This is a genomic window from Bradyrhizobium sp. C9, from assembly GCF_002532045.1.
GTDB lineage: Bacteria > Pseudomonadota > Alphaproteobacteria > Rhizobiales > Xanthobacteraceae > Bradyrhizobium.
The window spans coordinates 1-18,671 of the sequence record NZ_NWTG01000023.1 but is presented as its reverse complement, the minus strand read 5'-3'; the positions used below and the strand labels follow the sequence as shown (position 1 = coordinate 18,671).

General features: G+C 64.8%; 18 protein-coding genes and 1 pseudogene. 9 read left to right on the top strand and 10 right to left on the bottom strand.

Annotated features, from left to right (window positions below):
• Positions 1 to 13 precede the first annotated feature (13 nt).
• On the top strand, positions 14 to 337 hold the full coding sequence (locus CO675_RS31590) for a DUF1476 domain-containing protein (RefSeq protein WP_097675685.1): 324 nt from the start codon (positions 14 to 16) through the stop codon (positions 335 to 337).
• 48 nt (positions 338 to 385) lie between these two features.
• On the opposite strand, the gene CO675_RS31585 is transcribed toward CO675_RS31590, so the two are convergent.
• On the bottom strand, positions 386 to 1,330 hold the full coding sequence (locus CO675_RS31585) for a LysR family transcriptional regulator (RefSeq protein WP_097675684.1): 945 nt from the start codon (positions 1,328 to 1,330) through the stop codon (positions 386 to 388).
• 112 nt (positions 1,331 to 1,442) lie between these two features.
• On the opposite strand from CO675_RS31585, the gene CO675_RS31580 reads away from it, so the two are divergent.
• Positions 1,443 to 2,270: an isocitrate lyase/PEP mutase family protein gene (locus tag CO675_RS31580; RefSeq protein ID WP_097675683.1), complete on the top strand. Its 828-nt coding sequence runs from the start codon at positions 1,443 to 1,445 to the stop codon at positions 2,268 to 2,270.
• Positions 2,271 to 2,458: 188 nt separating this feature from the next.
• Positions 2,459 to 3,889: an adenylosuccinate lyase gene (purB, locus tag CO675_RS31575; RefSeq protein ID WP_097675682.1), complete on the top strand. Its 1,431-nt coding sequence runs from the start codon at positions 2,459 to 2,461 to the stop codon at positions 3,887 to 3,889.
• Between the two features lie 59 nt (positions 3,890 to 3,948).
• Here the strand turns inward: purB and cynS are convergent, their stop codons facing one another.
• The 4 genes from cynS to CO675_RS31555 form a co-directional block, all read right to left on the bottom strand.
• Positions 3,949 to 4,437 (bottom strand): cyanase, encoded by a 489-nt coding sequence (gene cynS, locus CO675_RS31570; RefSeq protein ID WP_097675765.1) that lies wholly within the window; start codon positions 4,435 to 4,437, stop codon positions 3,949 to 3,951.
• Positions 4,438 to 4,536: 99 nt separating this feature from the next.
• Positions 4,537 to 5,415: a sulfurtransferase gene (locus CO675_RS31565; RefSeq protein WP_097675681.1), complete on the bottom strand. Its 879-nt coding sequence runs from the start codon at positions 5,413 to 5,415 to the stop codon at positions 4,537 to 4,539.
• A 124-nt stretch (positions 5,416 to 5,539) separates the two neighbouring features.
• Complete coding sequence (locus CO675_RS31560; protein WP_198964815.1) at positions 5,540 to 6,667, bottom strand: acyl-CoA dehydrogenase family protein; 1,128 nt, start codon at positions 6,665 to 6,667, stop codon at positions 5,540 to 5,542.
• 36 nt (positions 6,668 to 6,703) lie between these two features.
• Positions 6,704 to 7,246: an OsmC family protein gene (locus CO675_RS31555; protein WP_097675679.1), complete on the bottom strand. Its 543-nt coding sequence runs from the start codon at positions 7,244 to 7,246 to the stop codon at positions 6,704 to 6,706.
• A 267-nt stretch (positions 7,247 to 7,513) separates the two neighbouring features.
• Between CO675_RS31555 and CO675_RS31550 the strand changes: the two genes are divergently transcribed.
• Complete coding sequence (locus tag CO675_RS31550; protein WP_097675678.1) at positions 7,514 to 8,173, top strand: TetR/AcrR family transcriptional regulator; 660 nt, start codon at positions 7,514 to 7,516, stop codon at positions 8,171 to 8,173.
• A 16-nt stretch (positions 8,174 to 8,189) separates the two neighbouring features.
• Here the strand turns inward: CO675_RS31550 and CO675_RS31545 are convergent, their stop codons facing one another.
• Together CO675_RS31545 and CO675_RS31540 are read right to left on the bottom strand one after the other, a co-directional pair.
• The gene (locus CO675_RS31545) at positions 8,190 to 9,008 is read right to left on the bottom strand and encodes an AAC(3) family N-acetyltransferase (RefSeq protein ID WP_158231337.1); all 819 of its coding nucleotides are present in this window, start codon (positions 9,006 to 9,008) and stop codon (positions 8,190 to 8,192) included.
• Between the two features lie 97 nt (positions 9,009 to 9,105).
• Positions 9,106 to 9,597, bottom strand: coding sequence for a GlcG/HbpS family heme-binding protein (locus CO675_RS31540; protein ID WP_097675676.1), 492 nt, complete (start codon positions 9,595 to 9,597; stop codon positions 9,106 to 9,108).
• A gap of 972 nt (positions 9,598 to 10,569) precedes the next feature.
• On the opposite strand from CO675_RS31540, the pseudogene CO675_RS41905 reads away from it, so the two are divergent.
• Positions 10,570 to 11,081: pseudogene (locus CO675_RS41905) on the top strand (GGDEF domain-containing protein); the annotation flags it as partial.
• A 25-nt stretch (positions 11,082 to 11,106) separates the two neighbouring features.
• On the opposite strand, the gene CO675_RS31530 reads toward CO675_RS41905, so the two are convergent.
• Positions 11,107 to 11,835: an SDR family oxidoreductase gene (locus tag CO675_RS31530; RefSeq protein ID WP_097675675.1), complete on the bottom strand. Its 729-nt coding sequence runs from the start codon at positions 11,833 to 11,835 to the stop codon at positions 11,107 to 11,109.
• A 102-nt stretch (positions 11,836 to 11,937) separates the two neighbouring features.
• Positions 11,938 to 12,828, bottom strand: a complete 891-nt coding sequence (locus tag CO675_RS31525; RefSeq protein ID WP_097675674.1) for a LysR family transcriptional regulator — start codon at positions 12,826 to 12,828, stop codon at positions 11,938 to 11,940.
• A 148-nt stretch (positions 12,829 to 12,976) separates the two neighbouring features.
• Between CO675_RS31525 and CO675_RS31520 the strand changes: the two genes are divergently transcribed.
• From CO675_RS31520 to CO675_RS31505, 4 genes are all read left to right on the top strand, one after another.
• A complete protein-coding gene (locus CO675_RS31520) occupies positions 12,977 to 13,438 on the top strand; it encodes a PACE efflux transporter (protein WP_198964814.1) in 462 nt (153 codons plus the stop codon).
• Between the two features lie 230 nt (positions 13,439 to 13,668).
• Positions 13,669 to 14,895, top strand: a complete 1,227-nt coding sequence (locus tag CO675_RS31515) for an ABC transporter substrate-binding protein (protein ID WP_097675672.1) — start codon at positions 13,669 to 13,671, stop codon at positions 14,893 to 14,895.
• A 119-nt stretch (positions 14,896 to 15,014) separates the two neighbouring features.
• On the top strand, positions 15,015 to 16,679 hold the full coding sequence (locus tag CO675_RS31510) for a thiamine pyrophosphate-binding protein (RefSeq protein WP_097675671.1): 1,665 nt from the start codon (positions 15,015 to 15,017) through the stop codon (positions 16,677 to 16,679).
• Between the two features lie 11 nt (positions 16,680 to 16,690).
• A complete protein-coding gene (locus tag CO675_RS31505) occupies positions 16,691 to 17,461 on the top strand; it encodes an SDR family NAD(P)-dependent oxidoreductase (protein ID WP_097675670.1) in 771 nt (256 codons plus the stop codon).
• Between the two features lie 36 nt (positions 17,462 to 17,497).
• Here the strand turns inward: CO675_RS31505 and CO675_RS31500 are convergent, their stop codons facing one another.
• The gene (locus CO675_RS31500) at positions 17,498 to 18,343 is read right to left on the bottom strand and encodes a c-type cytochrome (protein ID WP_245453009.1); all 846 of its coding nucleotides are present in this window, start codon (positions 18,341 to 18,343) and stop codon (positions 17,498 to 17,500) included.
• Positions 18,344 to 18,671 lie beyond the last annotated feature (328 nt).

The following is an 18,671-nucleotide window of genomic DNA, read 5'->3' as shown; positions in this document are numbered from 1 at the left end:
TGGAACTTCAGCCATGAACGAATTCAACAAGCGCGAGGAAGGTTTCGAGAAGAAGTTCGCCCTCGACGAGGAGCAGAAGTTCAAGGCCGAAGCGCGCCGGAACAAGCTGCTCGGCCTGTGGGCCGCCGAGAAGCTTGGCATCACCGGCGACGCCGCCGGCGCCTATGCCAAGGAGGTGGTGGCCGCCGATTTCGAGGAGGCCGGCGACAATGACGTCCTACACAAGGTCCTGAAGGATCTCACCGCCAAGGGCCAGGCGGTCACCGAGCGCGACGTTCGCGCCAAGATGGACGAACTGCTGGCGGTGGCGGCAGCACAGGTGAAGGCGGGGACATGAAGCCGGGAACCTGAGCTCTCGCGCCCCCTGAGCTCCAATTCGACATTCTTACGCGCGCCGGACACCGTTCCGGCGCGACGTGTTTGGGGCCCTCGTTTTGGTGAAGTCTGCCCGAATGATGTCGAGCAGGCGGCGCGACGCGGCGCTGAGGAAGCCGCCATGCCGCGTCACCGCGACGACCTCGTGACTTGCGGTGAGATTGCCGACGCGGATCGTCGCGATCGAGGCGGCGCGCAGTTCCTCCGCCGCATTGCTTTGTGATAGCAGCGCGATGCCGAGCCCGGCCTCGACCAGCCGCTTCTGTGCCGTGAGGCTGTCGACCGGCGTCCAGTCGACCTCGCCGAGCCCGTGGGTCAGAAACAGGGCGAACACGTGCGAAGCGGTGATCTCGCGCCGTCCGGGCACTTCGGGAAAGGCGATCCAGCGCTCGTCCCTGAGCTCGGCGAGCTTGCCGACCCGGCGTCCGGCCAGCGGATGGTCCGTCGCGCAGACCACCCCGAGCGGCTCGGCGAACAGCACCTCGCAATCGAGGTCGCCCGAGCGGTCGCGGTCGTAGCGCAGCCCGATGGTCGCCTCGCCGCGCCGGATCAGATCGCTGACCTCCGCACTGGTCGCCGTGCGCAGCGTCAGCGCGACGTCCGGATGCCGGCGCGCAAAGCGCTTCAGCACTTTCGAGAGCCGCTCGCCGGCGAGCGTGCCGGTCACCGCGAGCGCCACCGGACCGGAATTGTCGCGCAGCAGCGCGCGCACCGCATTCTCGGCATCCTGCGCCGCCGCCACCGCGCGTTCGGCATAGGGCACCATCACCCGCCCCGCATCGCTCAATCTGGTCTTGCCCGCGATCCGCTCGAACAACGGCACGCCGAGTTCCTGCTCGAGCAGCGCGATGCGCCGGGAGATCGCCGGCTGCGAGCGGTGCAGCGCCTTCGCGGCATTCGAGATTCCGCCGCGGCGATGCACCACCAGGAACGTGTTGAGCGCGTCGCTGTCCATCCCTCGCCTCATGCAAAAAGCTGATGATATCGAGAGAAATAACAAATTTGTCTGATGGCCGAAACCGCCCTATCGCTGGGCCAGTCGCATTTTTCAATCATCAGGAGTTCACATGCGTACCCAGGCAGACAAGGCAGCACGGTTTCGCGAGTTGCATCAGCGCCCCGGCGCCTTCATCATCCCGAATCCCTGGGATGCCGGCACGGCGAAGCTGCTCGCGGCGATGGGTTTCGAGGCGCTCGCGACCACCAGCCTCGGGCTCGCCAACACGCTCGGCAGCGCGACTGTCAGCCTCGATGCCATCATCGAGAACTGCCGGGTGATATCAGATGCCACCGACCTGCCCGTCAACGCCGATCTGGAGAATTGCGGTGCGGATGATCCGAAGACCGCGGCAAAGGCGATCACCCGCGCCGCCGAGGCCGGCGTCGTCGGCGGCTCGATCGAGGACTCGACCGGCAATCGTGAGCACCCGATCTACGACTTCTCGCTCGCGGTCGAGCGGGTGCAGGCCGCCGTCGAAGCGGCGCGGGCGCTGCCGTTCCCATTCACGCTGACCGCGCGCGCGGAGAACTTCCTGCACGGCCGCAAGGATCTCGACGACACCATCAAGCGGCTGCAGGCGTTCGAGGCCGCCGGCGCCGATGTGCTGTATTCGCCGGGTCTGTACGACATCGGCACCGTCAAGACCGTGGTCTCGGCCGTGAAGCGGCCGTTCAATCTCGTGATGGGGTTTGCCGATCCGACCTTGACGGTCGAGCAATTGTCCGCCGCCGGCGTCAAGCGCATCAGCGTCGGCGGCGCGATGCAGCGCCACGCGCTCAATGCCTTCCTGCGCTGTGCCCGCGAGATGAAGGACCAGGGCGCATTCAGCTTCGTCCGCGACATGGCGCCGGTGAAGGACGTGCGCGAGGCGTTTGCTGTCGCGAAAGGCAAGTAGCGCGCGGGACGTCCTGTCCCGCGACGGGGAATGCCGGCGCCGCCCCGGGATTGCCTGAGGCGGCGCATCCACTGATCTGGTATGGTAGCGCCAACACCGCAAGTCCGGCCAAGGCGCTACCAGACCTGACGATTCATGACAGGTCGCGACTTGCAGGCAGCCTCAGGCAATGCCAAGAGAGCGGGATCATGTCCCAGGATCACATTTCCAACGTTCTCGCTGAACGTTATGCCTCACCCGCCATGCGCGCCATCTGGAGTGGCGAGGGCAAGGTTCGCCTCGAACGCGACTACTGGATCGCCGTGCTGAAAGGCCAGCGCGATCTCGGGATTCCGGTTCCCGACGGCGTGATCGAAAGCTACGAGCGCGTCAAGGACCAGATCAACCTGGCCTCCATCATGCAGCGCGAGCGCGTCACCCGCCACGACGTCAAGGCGCGGATCGAGGAGTTCTGCGATCTGGCCGGTCATGAGCACCTGCACAAGGGCATGACCAGCCGCGACCTCACGGAGAACGTGGAGCAATTGCAGGTCTACCGCGCGTTGCAGCTGGTCGAGACCAAGAGCATCGCCGCGCTGATTCGGTTTGCGAAGCGCGCCCAGCAATTGCGCGACATCCCTTTCACCGCCCGCACCCACAACGTGGCCGCGCAGGTCACGACGCTCGGCAAGCGCATCGCCATGTTCGGCGAAGAGATGCTGCTGGCGCATCAGAGCCTGGTCAATGTGCTGCAGACCTACCCGGCTCGCGGCCTGAAGGGCGCAGTGGGCACGCGCCTCGACCAGATCACCCTGTTCAATGGCGATGCCGGCAAGGCGCGCGCGCTCGAGGAACGCATCCTCGTTCACCTCGGCTTGCCGAAAGCGCTCGACGCCGTCGGCCAGGTGTATCCGCGTAGCCTCGACTTCCGTGCGGTCAGCGTGCTCACCGAGCTCGCCAGCGGTCCCGGCAACTTCGCCAAGACCATCCGCTTGATGGCAGGCCATGAACTCGCCAGCGAAGGCTTTGCCAAGGGCCAGGTGGGTTCCTCGGCGATGCCGCACAAGATGAACAGCCGCTCGTGCGAGCGCATCAACGGCCTGCATGTGATCCTGAAGGGCTATCTCGCGATGGCTGCAGGCCTCGCCGGCGATCAGTGGAACGAAGGCGACGTCTCCTGCTCCGTCGTCCGCCGCGTCATGCTGCCCGATGCCTTCCTCGCCATGGATGGCCTGCTCGAGACCTTGCTCACCGTGCTCGACCAGATGGAGGTGTTCGAAGCCGTCGTCGCCACCGAGCTCAACCGCTATCTGCCCTTCCTGCTGACCACCACTGTCATGATGGAAGCGGTCAAGAAGGGCGCCGGCCGCGAAGGCGCCCACGAGGCGATCAAGGAGCACGCCGTCGCCGCCATTGGCGACCTGCGCACCGGCAAGATCGTGCAGAACGATCTGCTGCAGCGTCTCGCCGCCGATCAACGGCTTGGCCTCAGCGAAGCCGAATTGCAGCTCGTGCTCGCGCAAGGTCGCGCCAACTCCGGCGACGCCGCCGCCCAGGTCGACTATTTCGCCGAGCAGGTCGAGGCGCTGGCCCGGGCCAAGCCGGAAGCGGCGAGCTACGCGCCGGGCACGATCCTGTGACCTCCTTCGCGATGGGCGAGTAGCGATTCCATTCGCTACTTGCCATTCGTGCTCTCGTCTCACTCCTCCTTGAAACCGTATTCCGGCACATTGCCGCTGGCGCCGTAATATTTGTACGGCAGGAACTTGCCGCTCATGGTGATCTTGACGCGGTCGCCCTTCGGGTTAGCGACACGCTCCATCGCCATGTCGAAGTCGATCGCGGACATGATGCCGTCGCCGAATTCCTCCTCGATCAGCGCCTTCCACGCCGGGCCGTTGACCATCACCATCTCGTAGAAGCGGTAGATCAGGGGATCGGTCGGCGGCATCGGCGTGCCGGCGCCGCGCATCGGCACCTCGTTGAGCATCGCGGTCTCGGCCTTCGACAGCCCGAACAGCTCCCCGGCATTGGCCGCCTGCGGTTTTGTCAGCTTCATCTGGCCGAGGATCGCGCCGACGATCAGGACCTCGGAATAGCCGCCGATTGTCTCGCAGATGTGCTTCCAGCTCCAGCCCTTCTCGCGCTTGATGTCGAGCAGCTTTTCGGTGAGGTCTTCACGTTTCATCAGGCTTTCCTCCTTGGGGATCGGCGCACGGTGCCGACGCCGGCATTGATCGGCGTCCGGCCGCATTTTACGCCGCCGGACGCCGCAAACATGCAGATTCTATGCCGCCTTGCCCGTGACGACGGCAGCGGTCGGCAGACCCTCGTCGATCGGCAGCGCCGGATCGCGCGACCACTCGTTCCAGGAGCCGAAGTACATCCGCACGTCCTTCACGCCGGCGTTCTTCAGCGCCAGGAAGGTGTTCGAGGCGCGCGCCCCCTTGAAGCAGTAGAGATAGACCGGCGTGGTCTGCGAGATGCCGACGGTGGCGCATTCCGCCAGGATCTCGTCCTTCGACTTGAAGCGCGGACCCTCGCCGGTGGGCTTCATCATGCGGTACCATTCCAGCCAGACCGCGCCGGGGATGCGGCCCTTGCGCGGGCAGAAATCCTTCCCATAAGGAGACGAGCTTTCGCCGATCCACTCGTCGACATCGCGCACATCGAGGATCGCAACGCCGGGCTTGCCGACCGCGGCCAGCATCGCCTTGGCGTCGATCATGATGTCGCCGGCCTCCGGCACGATCGCAAACGAGGCCTTCGGCGGCACCGCGACGTCCGTGGTAACCGGAAGGTCGGCGGCCTTCCAGGCATCGAAGCCGCCATGCAGCACCTTGATCTTGGGATAACCCAGCATGGTCAGCAAGTAGTAGCCGCGGCAGGACTGGCCGAAGCCGGAATTCATCGACTGCTCGTAGATCACGGCGGTCTCCTTGCCGGAGAGACCGGCGGCGCCGAACGCGTCGGCGAACTTGGTCTTCAGCTCGTGGATTCCCTCCGGCGTCGAGGTCGCGAGGAACGTGAAGACGTCATGCACATTGACGGCACCGGGCAGATGGCCCGCCGCATAGGCATCCGGATTCCGGGTGTCGATGATGACACACGGCTCTTTCTTGACGAGCTCGGCAAGTTCGCCGGCGATGATCAGAACGTCCGTCATGGCTGTCTCCTGTTTGTGGTTGCAGTTGTGGTGGTCCCGAAACTCGTTTGAGCATGATCTCCGCGCAAACGCGTTCCGCGTTTGTCGCGAGGGAAAACCGGTTCCCACTTTTCCGGATCATGCTTCAACCGTCCGCCAGCATCTTGCGCAGCTGCTTGGTGGCGGGCGTGACGATGGCGACGAAATAGGCTTCGCGCAGCCTGCGCTGGGCGCGATGGCTCATCAGGTAGCCGCGCGCGCCGCAATGGAGCATCGCCGCATGCGCCACCGCGACACTGGCATCGCCGATCCGCAGGCGCAGCGCGACGACACGGCGCCAGTAGCTGTCGTCGGCGTTGTAGGGATCGCTTGCCAGCGTCATCGCCTCCTTCTCGAACTCGGCATGGAGCTCGCGGAATTGCACCGGCTGCTGCGGCAGATAGCGGTTGACGTGACCGAGCGGCGCATGGACCTCGTCCATGATGTTGATGCAATCCCTCATCAGGCCGAGGCCCATGCCGGTCTGCAGCAGGATGAATCCGGCGCGGATCCTCTTGACGAACGGCGCAGCCGGCTCGGCCAGGATCAGCTCGTCAGGCACGAACACGTCGCGGAACTGGACGCTGTAGGTGCCGGTGCCGTCCATCGCCAGGAACGGCTTGCACGGCGTCAGCGTGATCGCCGGGTCGGAGCAATCGGCAAGGAACATGACCGTGCTGCCCGGCTCGCCGCCGGTGCCATCGTCGTCGCGCTCGAAGATCGTGCCGAAGTAGTGGTCGGGGCCGAGATTGGACACCCAGGGCAGCGCGCCGCGCACGACGTAGCCGCCGTCGACCTTGCGGCCCTTCAGCTTCAGCCGCTCGATGCCGAAGAAGCTCTTCATCGGGTTGGAGAGCCCGGTGCCGCCGAGCGCGCGCCCGCTGGAGAAGCAGTTGCCGAAGCGCGCGGCGAGCTTCACGTTGGTGGAATTGGCGACGTACCAGACCAGCGTGTTCTGGCACCACGCCATGAAGGCGGTGGCGCCGCAGACCTCGCCGAGCGCGGCCATCGACTGGATCGCCCAGCGCAGGTCGGCCGGCCCCTCCTGCGGCACGTGGCTGCTCCACGCGCCGGTCTTGCCGAGCCGGCGCAGGAATTCGCCGGGATAGACCGAGCCGGCATCGATCGCGGACGCGAGCGGTGCCAGCTCCTGACGGGCGAGGCGCGCGACCTCGTCCGTGATCGTCGGTGCGGGATCTTGAGCTGCGACCCGCGATAAAGCCAGTGAACCCATGGTTGGTCTCCGCACCTTGAATTGCCGATCGGGCGCCTACGCGCTGACCTCGAGATTGACGGGACGGGTGAAGGTGTTGGCGACCGGCGACCACTTCTTCACATGCGCCACCAGCGCGTCGATCTCGGTCTGCGCGACGCCCTCGCATTCCATGTCGACCTTGACGCGGACGTCGGTGAAGCCGACCGGCTTCTCGCTGACGTCGCCGGTGCCCCACACCGCGGTGATGTTGAGATCGCCCTCGAGCTCGAGCTCGAGCTTGTTGACGATCCAGCCACGGTGCACCGCATTGGCGTGCAGGCCGACCGCAAGGCAGGAGCCGAGCGCGGCGAGCGAGGCCTCCGACGGATTGGGCGCGGTATCGTCACCGAGCAGGCCCGGCGGTTCGTCGACGATGTAGGGCGCGAGGTTGCGGATGTAGTTGGCGTGACGGAACTTGCCCTCGGCCACCGTCCTGCACTTCAAGGTCTTGATCACCTTCGGGTTGGCCTTGCCGTTGGCAATCAGCTGCTCGAGCCCGCCTCTGTCGATCGGCGCGAGGCAGCCGGTCAGTGCGGTTTTTTGAGCGACAGCGGTCATCAGTTTTCTCCCTGGGAGCGATGGATTTGGTCAGGATACCGAACGGTCTGTTTCCTGCACGAAGCGTGCCAGTCCTCCGCCAAATCAAAAGCTGAAATCGCGCAGCCGGTTAGCCCTACCTGCCTGCGGATTGATCAGGGCGCGGCTGCTCAAACGCGGTGCATCTGCCGCGCTGCCGCGATTACTTTGAGCGCAGGACGGCGCACATGCCCGCCCCCGTGAAGATGCGGCTTGATGATTTTGCCGCGCTCCGATTTACTGCCGCGCATGGCCAAATCGCTTGCGAAGAAAAAACCTGCCGCCGCGTTCGCCGCCGGCGACGACGAGTCCGCGCGCGGACGCCTGCTCAATGCGGCGACGCATCTGTTCTGCAAGAACGGCATCAACGCCACCGGCATCGATGCGATCATCGACGAGGCGGGAACCGCCAAGACCACGCTCTACAAATTGTTCGGCTCAAAGACCAACCTCGTGCATGCCGTGCTGGAGAGCGAAGGCCGGCAGTGGCGCGAATGGTTCATCGGCGCGATCGAGGCCGGCGGCGGCGATCCGCAGACCAAGCTGTCGCGAATCTTCCCTGCCCTGAAGACCTGGTTCGCCGAGGAACGCTTCTACGGCTGCCCGTTCATCAACGCGGTCGCCGAGCACGACAAGGACGCCAAGCAGTTCCGCAACATCGCGCTGAAGCACAAGAAGGTGGTGCTGGCGCATATCGAGAAGCTCGCCGGCGAGATGGGCGCGACCGAGCCGGCGGTGCTCGCGCATCAGCTCGCGCTGCTGATCGACGGCGCCATCGTCGCCGCCATGGTGTCATGTGATCCCGCGGTCGCCGACACCGCGGGCCTCGCCGCCAGCAATCTGTTCGCGCCGGCCAAGCTGAAGAAGACGAAGCGCGCGGGCCGCGCGGACGAACTGGTGGCAGTCTAGGCGCCGCGCGCCCGTTTCATCCGAATGGAAATGGCTGCGCGGCCATGATCTCGGCGGCCGCGTCGACGATGCGCGGCAACGACATCAGATGGCAGGTGGCGGCGCCGACGCTGCCGCTCCGGACCAGCCCCTGCCGGCGCAATTGCTCGCCGATCTCCGGAAAGCCGTCCGGGTATGCCGCCGCGACGTCGAACCGAACCCAGCGGCGGTCGCCGTCGACGACCATGGGTGAGCCTTCCGCGATGCGCGGCAAGCCCGGCCACGCCCTCTGCTCGGCCAGGTGGAAGGCGGTGCAGGAATCGAAGCCTGCACCAAGCAGCAGGATACGCGCGGACGATCGGTAGAGATATCCCAGCGGTCCCTCGTCACCGAACGGCGCACTGAGCGGCTGCTGCGCGGTAATCTTCTCCGCCTCGGGTCCGAGCGCGGCGAACGAGCAGGTCGGGTGCAGGCTCCGCCTTGCGCCCGGCCAGGTCCGGAACAGCTCGGCGACGGCGCCCATGTCGCGGGTCGGCGTCGTGCGCGGGTCGAAGGCAGGCAAATTCGCGCGGATCGTCTCGATCCATTCCTGCGGAACAGCCGGCGCGCGCCAGTTGGCGGGGTCGCTGAGCTGCGATGATTGCGCGGGCATCACCAGCGTGCCGGCGTCGGTGACCGCGCCGAGCAACGCACGCACCACGGTTTCCGAGCCGGCGGCCACCCAACCAAGCCTGCTCATGGCGCAATGGACCAGAAGTGTCTCGCCCGGCTGCACGCCGAGGCGAAGCAGATCACGGATGAGGCTATCCCGGGTCCGCGGCTCGCTGCTTGCAGCGACGAGGTTGTGTTCTGTCATCTGAGTATCGGCGGCAGGCGAGATGTCGCGCCTGCCCGACCAACTCATAGGATCACCGCGGTATCAGCGCAACACGCGGCCGCGTCATGGCGCCGCGCTATTTCAGCGCGTCCGCCACCTTGGCAAGGCCGGCATTGGCGCAGACTTCGTCCTTCTCGCCGCCCGGCGCGCCGGAGACACCGACGCCCCCGATCACCTCGTTGCCCGCCTTGATCGGCACGCCGCCGCCGACGCCGACCACATTGGGGATCTGCTTCAGGAAGGCGTTGGCCGGATCTTCCATCTGCTTCATGGTGGCAAGCGAGGTCTGGCTGCGGGTGCGCGCCGTGTAGGCCTTCATCCGCGCGAATTCCATGGTGTGCGGACCGGTGCCGTCGCCGCGCACCGAGGCCGCGACATTGCCGCCCTTGTCGACGATCACCACCGACACCTTGTAACCATCCTTGCTGCACTGATCGAGCGCCGCCTGCATGATCGCGAGCGACATCGCCATCGAGACGTTCTTCTCGACCAGCGGCGCCTGCGCCAGCGCCGGCGTCGCGGCGAGGATGGTTGCGGATGCAAAGAAAGCCAGACTGACACGACGCATGAGGAAGCCTCCCTGAAGGGTGTTGTTCTGTGACCTTCTTGAACCCTTCCCGGTGCAGATTAATCCCGCCGCTGCCCGAAAATTAACCGCCGACCGAATGGACGTCGCGACCAACGGCCGCATCGCAGCCCCCAGCATCGGTATTCAGCGGCGCGATCGGCCGCCGGATTTACCTGTCGTCAATCACGCCGCGCGATCCGCCGCAGCCTTAAACGCCTGTTAGGTCCGGCAGGGTCAGTTGCCACGTGAAAGTACGAGGCAAGAACAATGCAGTCCGAAAAAGGACGATACAGCCAGCCGCGCTGGGGCGTGACGCGCTGGCTCGCCGATGCGGGTCCGGGCGTGCCCGATGACATCCGCGCAGCGCTGATCGGCGATCTCTATGGCTCGCTGCCGGTGTTCGCGGCCGGCGCGGTCAATACGGTCGCCGTCGCGGCCGTGATTGCGATCCGCGAGCCGACCGCGCCGTTCATCGCCTGGGTTATCCTCGAACTCGTTATCTGCCTCTCGCGACTGTCGGTGCTCGTGGCTGCGCATCGCGCGGCACGCGAAGGGCGGCCGACGCCGACTGATCTGCACCTCGTCCTCGCGGTCGCCTGGAGCTCCAGCGTCGGCTTCGGCATCCTGATCAGCCTCGCAAGCGGCGACTGGGTGGTTGCGATGCTGGCCTCGCTGTCGGCGGCGGCGATGGTCGGCGGCATCTGCTTCCGCAACTTCAGCGCCCCGCGCCTTGCCGGCACCATGATCCTGCTCAGCCTCGGCCCGATCGTGCCCGGCGCGGCGCTGGCCGACGAGCCGCTGCTGTTCATCGTGTTCCTGCAGGTGCCGATGTATCTCGCGGCGATGACGGTCGCGGCCTTCCGCCTCAACAAGATGCTGATCGCGACCATGCGCGCCGAGCGCGAGAACGGCCATCTTGCCCATCACGACACCCTGACCGGTCTGCGCAATCGCGCCGGTTTCGTCGCCGCGCTGAACACGAAGCTGGCGGCTCCGGCCGGACATGGCAAGCCGTTCGCGCTGCTGTTCCTCGACCTCGATAATTTCAAGCCGGTCAACGACACCTACGGCCATGCGGCCGCGACCAGGTGCTGATGCTGGCGGCCGAGCGGCTGCGGCGCGCTCTGCCCGAGACCGCGGTGATCGCGCGGCTCGGCGGCGATGAATTCGTGGTGCTGGCAAACGGCGTCACCGCGGAGCAGGCGCTCGGGATCGGCCATCGCGTCATCCAGGCCGTCACGATGCCGTACCGGCTCGCCGACGGCATCTTCGCAAGGGTCGGCGTCAGCGTCGGTGTTGCTGTCTCGCCCGAGCACGGCACCGAGGCCGAGGAGCTCCTGGCCGTTGCCGATGCCGCGCTCTATGAAGCCAAATCCGACGGCAAGGCACAGTGCCGCCTGGCGTCCGTCGCCACCAACGTTGCGGCCCTGCGCCGGCTGACGAAAAGGGACCCCAAGCCGGCTCTCGACCGCGGCGCCGCCTGAGGCGAAGTCCGGCAGGAACGCCGCGCTACAGATCGAAGTTCGTCGGCAGCATCACGACGTCGCGGATGGTCATGCCGCGCGGCCGGGTCAGCATGAACATCACGACCTCGGCAACCTCGCTCGCCTCCAGCAGGCTGCCCGCCGCCTTGGCCTCCTCAAGCTTCTCCGCCGGCCAGTCCGCGAGCAGCGCGCTGATCACGGGCCCCGGCGAGATCGAGCCGACGCGGATGCCGTGCTTGAACACCTGGCGCCGCACCGTCTGGACAAAGCAGTTGATTGCCCATTTCGAAGAGGCATAGACCGGCTCCCACGGCGTCGGGAAATGCGCGGCAAGCGAACTCGTCACGATAATATCGCCGGTCCCGCGCGCGATCATGTGCGGCAGCACGTCGTGGACGTTCTTCATCACGACGTTGACGTTGAGATTCAGCATCCGGTCGATCGCGCTGCTATCCGCATCGACAAGATCGCCGCCGACATAGATCCCGGCATTGGCATGCAGGATGTCGAGCTGGCCGGCCTTCTCGAGCACCAGCGGCAGCAGGCTCGCGCAGGCCTTCGGATCGAGCAGGTCGATGACCAGCGGGACCACCGCATCGCCGTGCCTGCCGGCAATCGCTTGCAGCGCGGCCGCGTCACGGTCGACCATCACCACGCGCGCACCGGCGGCGAGCATCGCCTCGCTGCTCGCAAGTCCGATGCCCGATGCCGCGCCGGTCACGGCTGCGACCTTGCCTTCCAATTGCTTCGCCATCGTCTTGATCCTGTCCGGTCAGTGCAGCGCACATCGCAACACATCACGGTCGCGCTGTCAGCTCCGATGCGACGAGCGATTTTATCCGGCGCGCACGCCCCGTCACATGCGGAGCATCGGCGGTCGCGTGGCGAAGCGGCGGCGCAGCCATTTTGCCGCCGGCCCGGCCGGCCGCTGCTTGTGCCAGACCACTTCGAGCGCGACGGGATGCGCGCCCTCGTCGAATTCCAGTTCGGGAACCGCAAGCTCTTCGGCAATCTGCGAGCTTGCCATGATGTGGGCCGGGATCAGCGCCCAGCCGACGCCCTGCTTGAGGATCTGCAGGATCACCCAGTGGCTCTCGACCCACCACACCTCGGCCGCGACACGCAGCCGATGCCGCTCGGTGCCTTCGTTACGCACCGTGACCATGATCTGGCGATGCCGCTTCAGCTCCTCCCAATCCACCCGGCCATGCGCCAGCGGATGGTTCTTGCCGCAAACGAGCTGCAGCGGCACCCAGCCGATGGTCTTGAAGCCGAGCTCGGGCGGCAGATGCTCCTGCCGCCACATCACGCCGACATCGGCCTTGCCGTCGAGCACGAGACGGCTGACGTCCTCCATGATCGGAAACAGCAGCTCCACTTCGACATGGGGAAAGCGCTTGGCGAATTCCGCAAACAGCTCCCCGACCGCGCTCTCCGGATAGAGCTCGTCGATCGCCACCACCAGGCGCTTCTCGACATGCGCCTCGAAACTGCTGGCCACCCCGATCAGATGCTCGCGGCGATCGAGGATCAACCTTGCTTCCGGCAACAGCCGCGCGCCCGCTTCGGTCAGCACCGGATTGCGACCGGCCCGGTCGAACAGCGCAATCCCGAGGTCCGTCTCCAGATTGGCGACGTGGGTGCTGACCGCCGATTGCGCCTTCTTCAAAAGCCGCGCCGCACCGGAGAACGAGCCCTGCTCGGCCGCCGCCACGAAGGATTCGAGCTGGTCCATGGAAACGGTCATCTATCTCTTTTCCAGATATTACCTAACTTTCTTATCCCACAATATCAGATAGAAATCTCGTCACAACGACAGAGCGTTTTCAAGCGAAGTGGATACCGGTTCGCGTGAAGAAACCGCGTCAAAACAAGAATTTAGAAAGGGTTTCAAAATGTCTATGCGTTCCTTCTCCGACCGGATCAGGCACGCAGTCCTGTTCGAACTGATCGGTATCGCCATCTTCACGCCGGCTGCCGCCTGGCTGTTCAATCAGCCGGTCGCCCATATGGGCGTCATCGGCGTCGTCTCGGCGACGGTGGCGACGATCTGGAACTTGCTGTTCAATCTCGGCTTCGACCACGCGCTGGTTCGCGTCACCGGGCGTGTTGCCAAGACGATGCCGATCCGCGTCGCGCACGCGATGCTGTTCGAGGCCGGCCTGATCGTGCTGCTGATCCCGTTCGTCGCCTGGTATCTCGGCATCTCGTTGTGGGCCGCGCTGATGATGGATATCTCGATCGTCGCGTTCTATCTGGTCTACGCGTTCGTCTTCAACATCGCGTACGATCGCGTGTTTCCGGTGCCTCCGCGCAGCACACCAGTTCGCGCGGCGAACCGGGCCATGCCGGCCTGATCGGTACTAGTGTCCGGCGCGGTGGATCATTCGATCTGCCGCGCTGCGCCGGACCCTGGCACCGCGCGAATATTTCCGGCAATAGCGACTGCACACAAGTTCGCCCGCGCACCACTCATAGACTGGTTTGGGCTCGGAGGCTGTGAAATGCTTCGAGCCGACATGCCCGTCAGAGGCTGCCAACCGGCCAATAATGCCAAACGGCCAACAACAAGAAACGGAGGATGACAATGCCAAGGAACCGTTCACCCCAGCTCACTCGTCGTGATCTCATCCAGGGTGCCGCCGCCACGTCAGCCACGCTGCTGCTCGGCAGGCCCGCGATTGCCAAGGGCAAGACCGAGATCGTGATCGGCAACATCGACGCCTATTCGGGACCCGCTGCGGTCTATTCGTCGATCGGCCGCACGCCCGGCAGCTATTTCAAGATGATCAACGAGCAAGGCGGCATCAACGGCCGCATGATCAAGTACATCACCTATGACGACGCCTACAGCCCGGCCAAGACGGTGGAACAGGCGCGCAAGCTGGTCGAAGGCGACGAGATCGACGTGCTGTTTGCGCCGCTCGGTGCGCCGACCAATGCGGCGATCATGAAGTACATGAACCAGAAGAAGGTCCCGCACCTCTTCATCGCCTCGGGCGCCACCAAATTCGGCGACTACAAGAATTTCCCCTACACGATGGGTTTCCAGCCCTGCTACCAGATCGAGGGCCGGGCCTTCGCGCAACATGTCCTGTCGACACAGAATGATCCCAAGATCGGCATCGTCTTCCAGAACGACGATTTCGGACGCGACGTGCTGAAGGGCTTCAAGGACGGACTCGGCGCCAAGACGTCCGCAATCGTGGCGGAGCTGTCCTATGAGACCGCCGATCCAACCATCGACAGCCAGGTGGTTCGCTGCAAATCCGCCGGCGCCAACGTGTTCATGAGCATGACCACGCCGAAATTCGCCGCGCAAGGCATCAAGAAGATCGCCGAGCTCGGCTGGCAGCCGGCGCACTACATCGGCAACAATGCTTCCTCCGCCGGATCCACCCTGAAGGCCGCGGGCTTCGACGTGTCCAAGGGGATCATCTCGAGCGCCTATCTGAAGGATCCCGTCGACGCCGCCTGGGACAACGATCCTGCGATTCAGAGATGGCGCGCCTTCCTCGACAAATACGATCCGGCGGCAGCCAAGAATGACATCTATGCGGTCACGGGCTATCTCACCAGCCAGATCCTGGTTCAGGTGCTCAAGCAGTGCGGCGACGACGTCTCGTCCGAAAGCATCATCAAGCAGGCGGCGAATTTGAAGGGTGTCGAATCCGACATGCTGCTGCCGGGCATCAAGATCAACACCTCGCCGACCGACTACTATCCGCTCGAGCAATTGCAGCTGACGCGCTTCAGTGGCGAACGTTACGAGCCGATGGGACCGGTGATCGACGGCGGTATTTCGAAGGCGTGATCGTCCACGGCGCTCCGCGAAAGCCGGTGCCGCGCGGAAGCGAACCGTTCGCAGTTGCCATCGGCCTGTCATCGGCCGATGATGCGAAAAACGGATCCGAACCAACCGGGAGGCAGTGAATGCGTGGGCGCCGTGTGCTGATGGAATCGTTCGTGTCGCACGGCGTGCGTCATATCTTCGGCAATCCCGGCACGACCGAAACGCCGCTGCTCGACAGCCTGCCGGCATTCCCGCAACTCGAATACATCATGGCGCTGCATGAAGGCGTCGCCGTGAGCGCGGCGAGCTTCTATGCGCAGGCATCGGGACGCGTCACCGTTGCCAACCTTCACGTCGCGCCCGGCCTTGGCAACGGCATCGGCTCGCTCTATGGCGCACTGAAAGCTGGTTCGCCCGTGGTTGTGACGGCGGGTCAGCAGGACACGCGCATGCGGCTCAAAAATCCGCTGCTCGGCCACGACCTCGTTGCGATGGCAGCACCGGTGACAAAGTGGAGCGTTCAGATCGAGCGCGCCGACGAGATCGCGCCGATCATGCGCCGCGCGTTCAAGGTGGCGACCGATGCTCCGCAAGGGCCGGTGTTCGTATCGCTCCCGATCGACGTCCTGGAACAGGAGACGGCGGTCGATGCATCAAGGCCGGACAATCTGTGGCGGTCGACACGCCCCGATCCGGCAGGCATCGAGGCGATGCTTGCGCTGCTGCTGAAGGCGAAGAATCCGGCCATCATCGCCGGCGACGACGTGGCACGGTCGGGCGGCGAGCAGGCACTGGTGGCACTGACGGAGACGATCGGCGCCACCGTATGGTTCGAAGGGCTCCGGCATCACGCGCCATTCCCGACCAGCCATCCGAGCTATCGCCAGTCGCTCCCCGGCGACGCCCGGCAGGTGCGCAAGGCACTCGGTGACACCGATCTCGTTCTGCTCATCGGCGGTCCGTTCTTCGAGGACATCTGGTTCGCGCCTGATGGCCACATTCCCGACGGCGCGTCCGTGCTCCAGATCGAAGCCTCGGCCGAGCGTCTCGCGCTCAACAACCGGCTCGATGCCGGGATCGTCGGCGACATCGCGGTCAGCATCAGCGCATTGACGGACGCGCTGCGCGCCAGGGCGAGCGCGGACTTCAGGCAGGCTGCGCAGAACCGCAACGCTGCGCTCGCCGAACTGCAGGCGAAAGAGAAGGAAGCCTATCGCGCACGGGTCGAGAAAAGCTGGAACCGCGAGCCGAGCTCGATGCCGCGCGTCACCGCGGAACTGCGTCGCGGCCTGCCCGATGATGTGGTCATCGTCGATGAGAGCATCACGGCGAGCCTCGATCTCGCTCGCGCCTTCGACTATCGCGGCTTCGGCGATTATTTCGGCGGACGCGGCGGCGGCATCGGCCAGGGTCTTGCCGGCGCGATCGGCGTCAAGGTCGCCATGCCGGACCGTCCGGTTGTCGCGATCTCCGGCGACGGCTCGGCGATGTACGCAATCCAGGCGCTGTGGACCGCCGCGCACCACAAGCTTGCGATCGTGTTCGTGGTGCTCGCAAACCGCGAATACCGCATCCTCAAGCACAATGTGGACGTCTGGCGGCAGAATTTCGAAGCCGGCACCCAGCATCCCTATCAGAACATGGATATCACCGGTCCCGCGCTCGACTTCGTGCATCTCGCGGCAGGCATGGGCGTCGAGGCCGTCAGGATCGAGAAGGCGGGCGACATCGCGGGTGCAGTCGCAAAGGCCGTCGCGGCGCAGCGGCCGTACCTCGTCGAGATCGCAATCGAAGGCAAGCGCTAGAGGAGTTTCTGATGGCAGGCATTCTGGACGGCAAGGCTGCATTGGTGACGGGCGGCGGCTCCGGCATCGGCCGGGCAACGGCGATTGCCATGGCGCGCGAAGGTGCGCGCGTCGCGGTGTCCGACCTGTCGAAGGACGGCATCGAACAAACGGTCGCGCTCATCAACGCCGCGGGCGGCCAGTCGATCGCGATCCAGGGCGACGTCACCGACGAGGCCGACGTCGCCAACATGGTGGCACGCACGGTATCGGCGTTCGGGCGCATCGATTGCGCGTTCAACAATGCGGGCGTGGCCGGGCGCTCCGTCGGTCCGGCCGGCCAGCGCATCCATGAACTCACTCAGCCCTCGGTGGCGAAGATGTTCTCGGTCAATCTGATGGGCGTGTTCCTGTGCCTGAAATACGAGGTCGCACAGATGCTGAAGCAGGGCGGCGGCGGCGCGATCGTCAACACCGCCTCGATCGCCGGGCTCGTTGGCCTTGCCACGTCAGGGCACTACGTCGCGGCCAAACACGGCGTCGTCGGGCTGACCAAGTCCGCGGCGATCGAATACGCCCAGGACGGCATCCGCGTGAATTGCGTCAATCCCGGATACATCAAGACGCCGATGACCAAGGAGACGATGGACGAACGTTACGACGAAATCATCGCCAAGGTGCCCGTACGTCGCCTGGGCGTGCCCGAGGAGATCGCGGAGGCCGTGGTCTGGATGTGCTCGGACAAGGCGTCCTTCATGACAGGCGCTTCGCAAGTGGTCGACGGCGGCTACAGCGCCGCTTGAGCTGCGTCTCTGCAGGGCGCGGCTTCGGCTTTCGGGCTATTCCTTTGGCGGTACCGTGCGCAGATAGGCGACGATGGCATCGAGGTCAGCAGCCGACACAGTCGCGTAATAATGGAAGCCCATCGGCGGATTGAGCTTGCTGCCGTCCTTGCTGACGCCCTGCGTGATGGCGCGCTTGATCTCGTCGTCCGTCCAGCCGCCAATGCCTTTGGTCTTGCTGGAGCTGATGTTCCGCGAAACCGAGACACCCCAGGGTCCCGGAAACTTGCCGCCGCCGGCGCCCATGCTGGTTGCAAATTCTCGCCCTTGCGGGCCCATCGGGGTGTGGCACTCCATGCAGTGTGCAATCGTCGCGAGGTAGAATCCTTGCTTCACCTTGTCACCCAGCATCGCTTCGGTGTACGGGCTTTCACCGCCCGGGGGAACAGGATGTCCCTGTGCGATCTTGTAGATGGGCTCCGGCACCGCATTCCTGACCGGCTTGATCGTGCGCAGATAGGCGATCACCGCATCGAGATCGCGATCGGTCATGATCTCGTAGAAGCCACTCGGCATGATCATGGCGACCCGCGCGCCGTTGCGCTTGACGCCCTTGCGCAGCAGCCGTCTGAGTTCGGCGTCGGTGTAATTGCCAATGCCGGTTTCCGTGTCTTGGGTGATGTTCGGGGCCGTCACCTTGAACGGTGGCTCATCCCATGACAGGCCGCCGGAAAACGCCTTGTCGCTGATCTCTCCTGAGGGTCCCTTCGGCGTATGGCAGTTACCGCAGGTCAGGATGCCGTTGACGAGATAATCACCGCGCGCGAGCAATTCCGATTCTGCGCTGACCGGGCCGGTCAATAACACGCCGATAACGAGCGCTAACGATCCGATGCGGATCATGACGACGCCTCCAATCAATTAAATATGGCGACAGGACTCAGATCGATTTCTGGCTTCAAAAACGTACGTCAGCGAAATGTGCGCACCGGCGTTCAACGGTGCGAAGGCGATGTGCAAAAATTACGTAGTCGGCGCCCAAGAAAAGCCGCGCAGGCAAAATCTAGCAGATTTCACGCGCTTGAGAAGGCAGCATGTCACCGAACGAAGCGAGCCTCGAAGCATGGGGATGATCAACTCACAAGCAGTGCAACATACTCGGTGTCGTCCCTGCGAAAGTGTTTGGTCCTGGCTGATTGGTTGGATGGAATCGGTGTAGAACGAGGCGTGG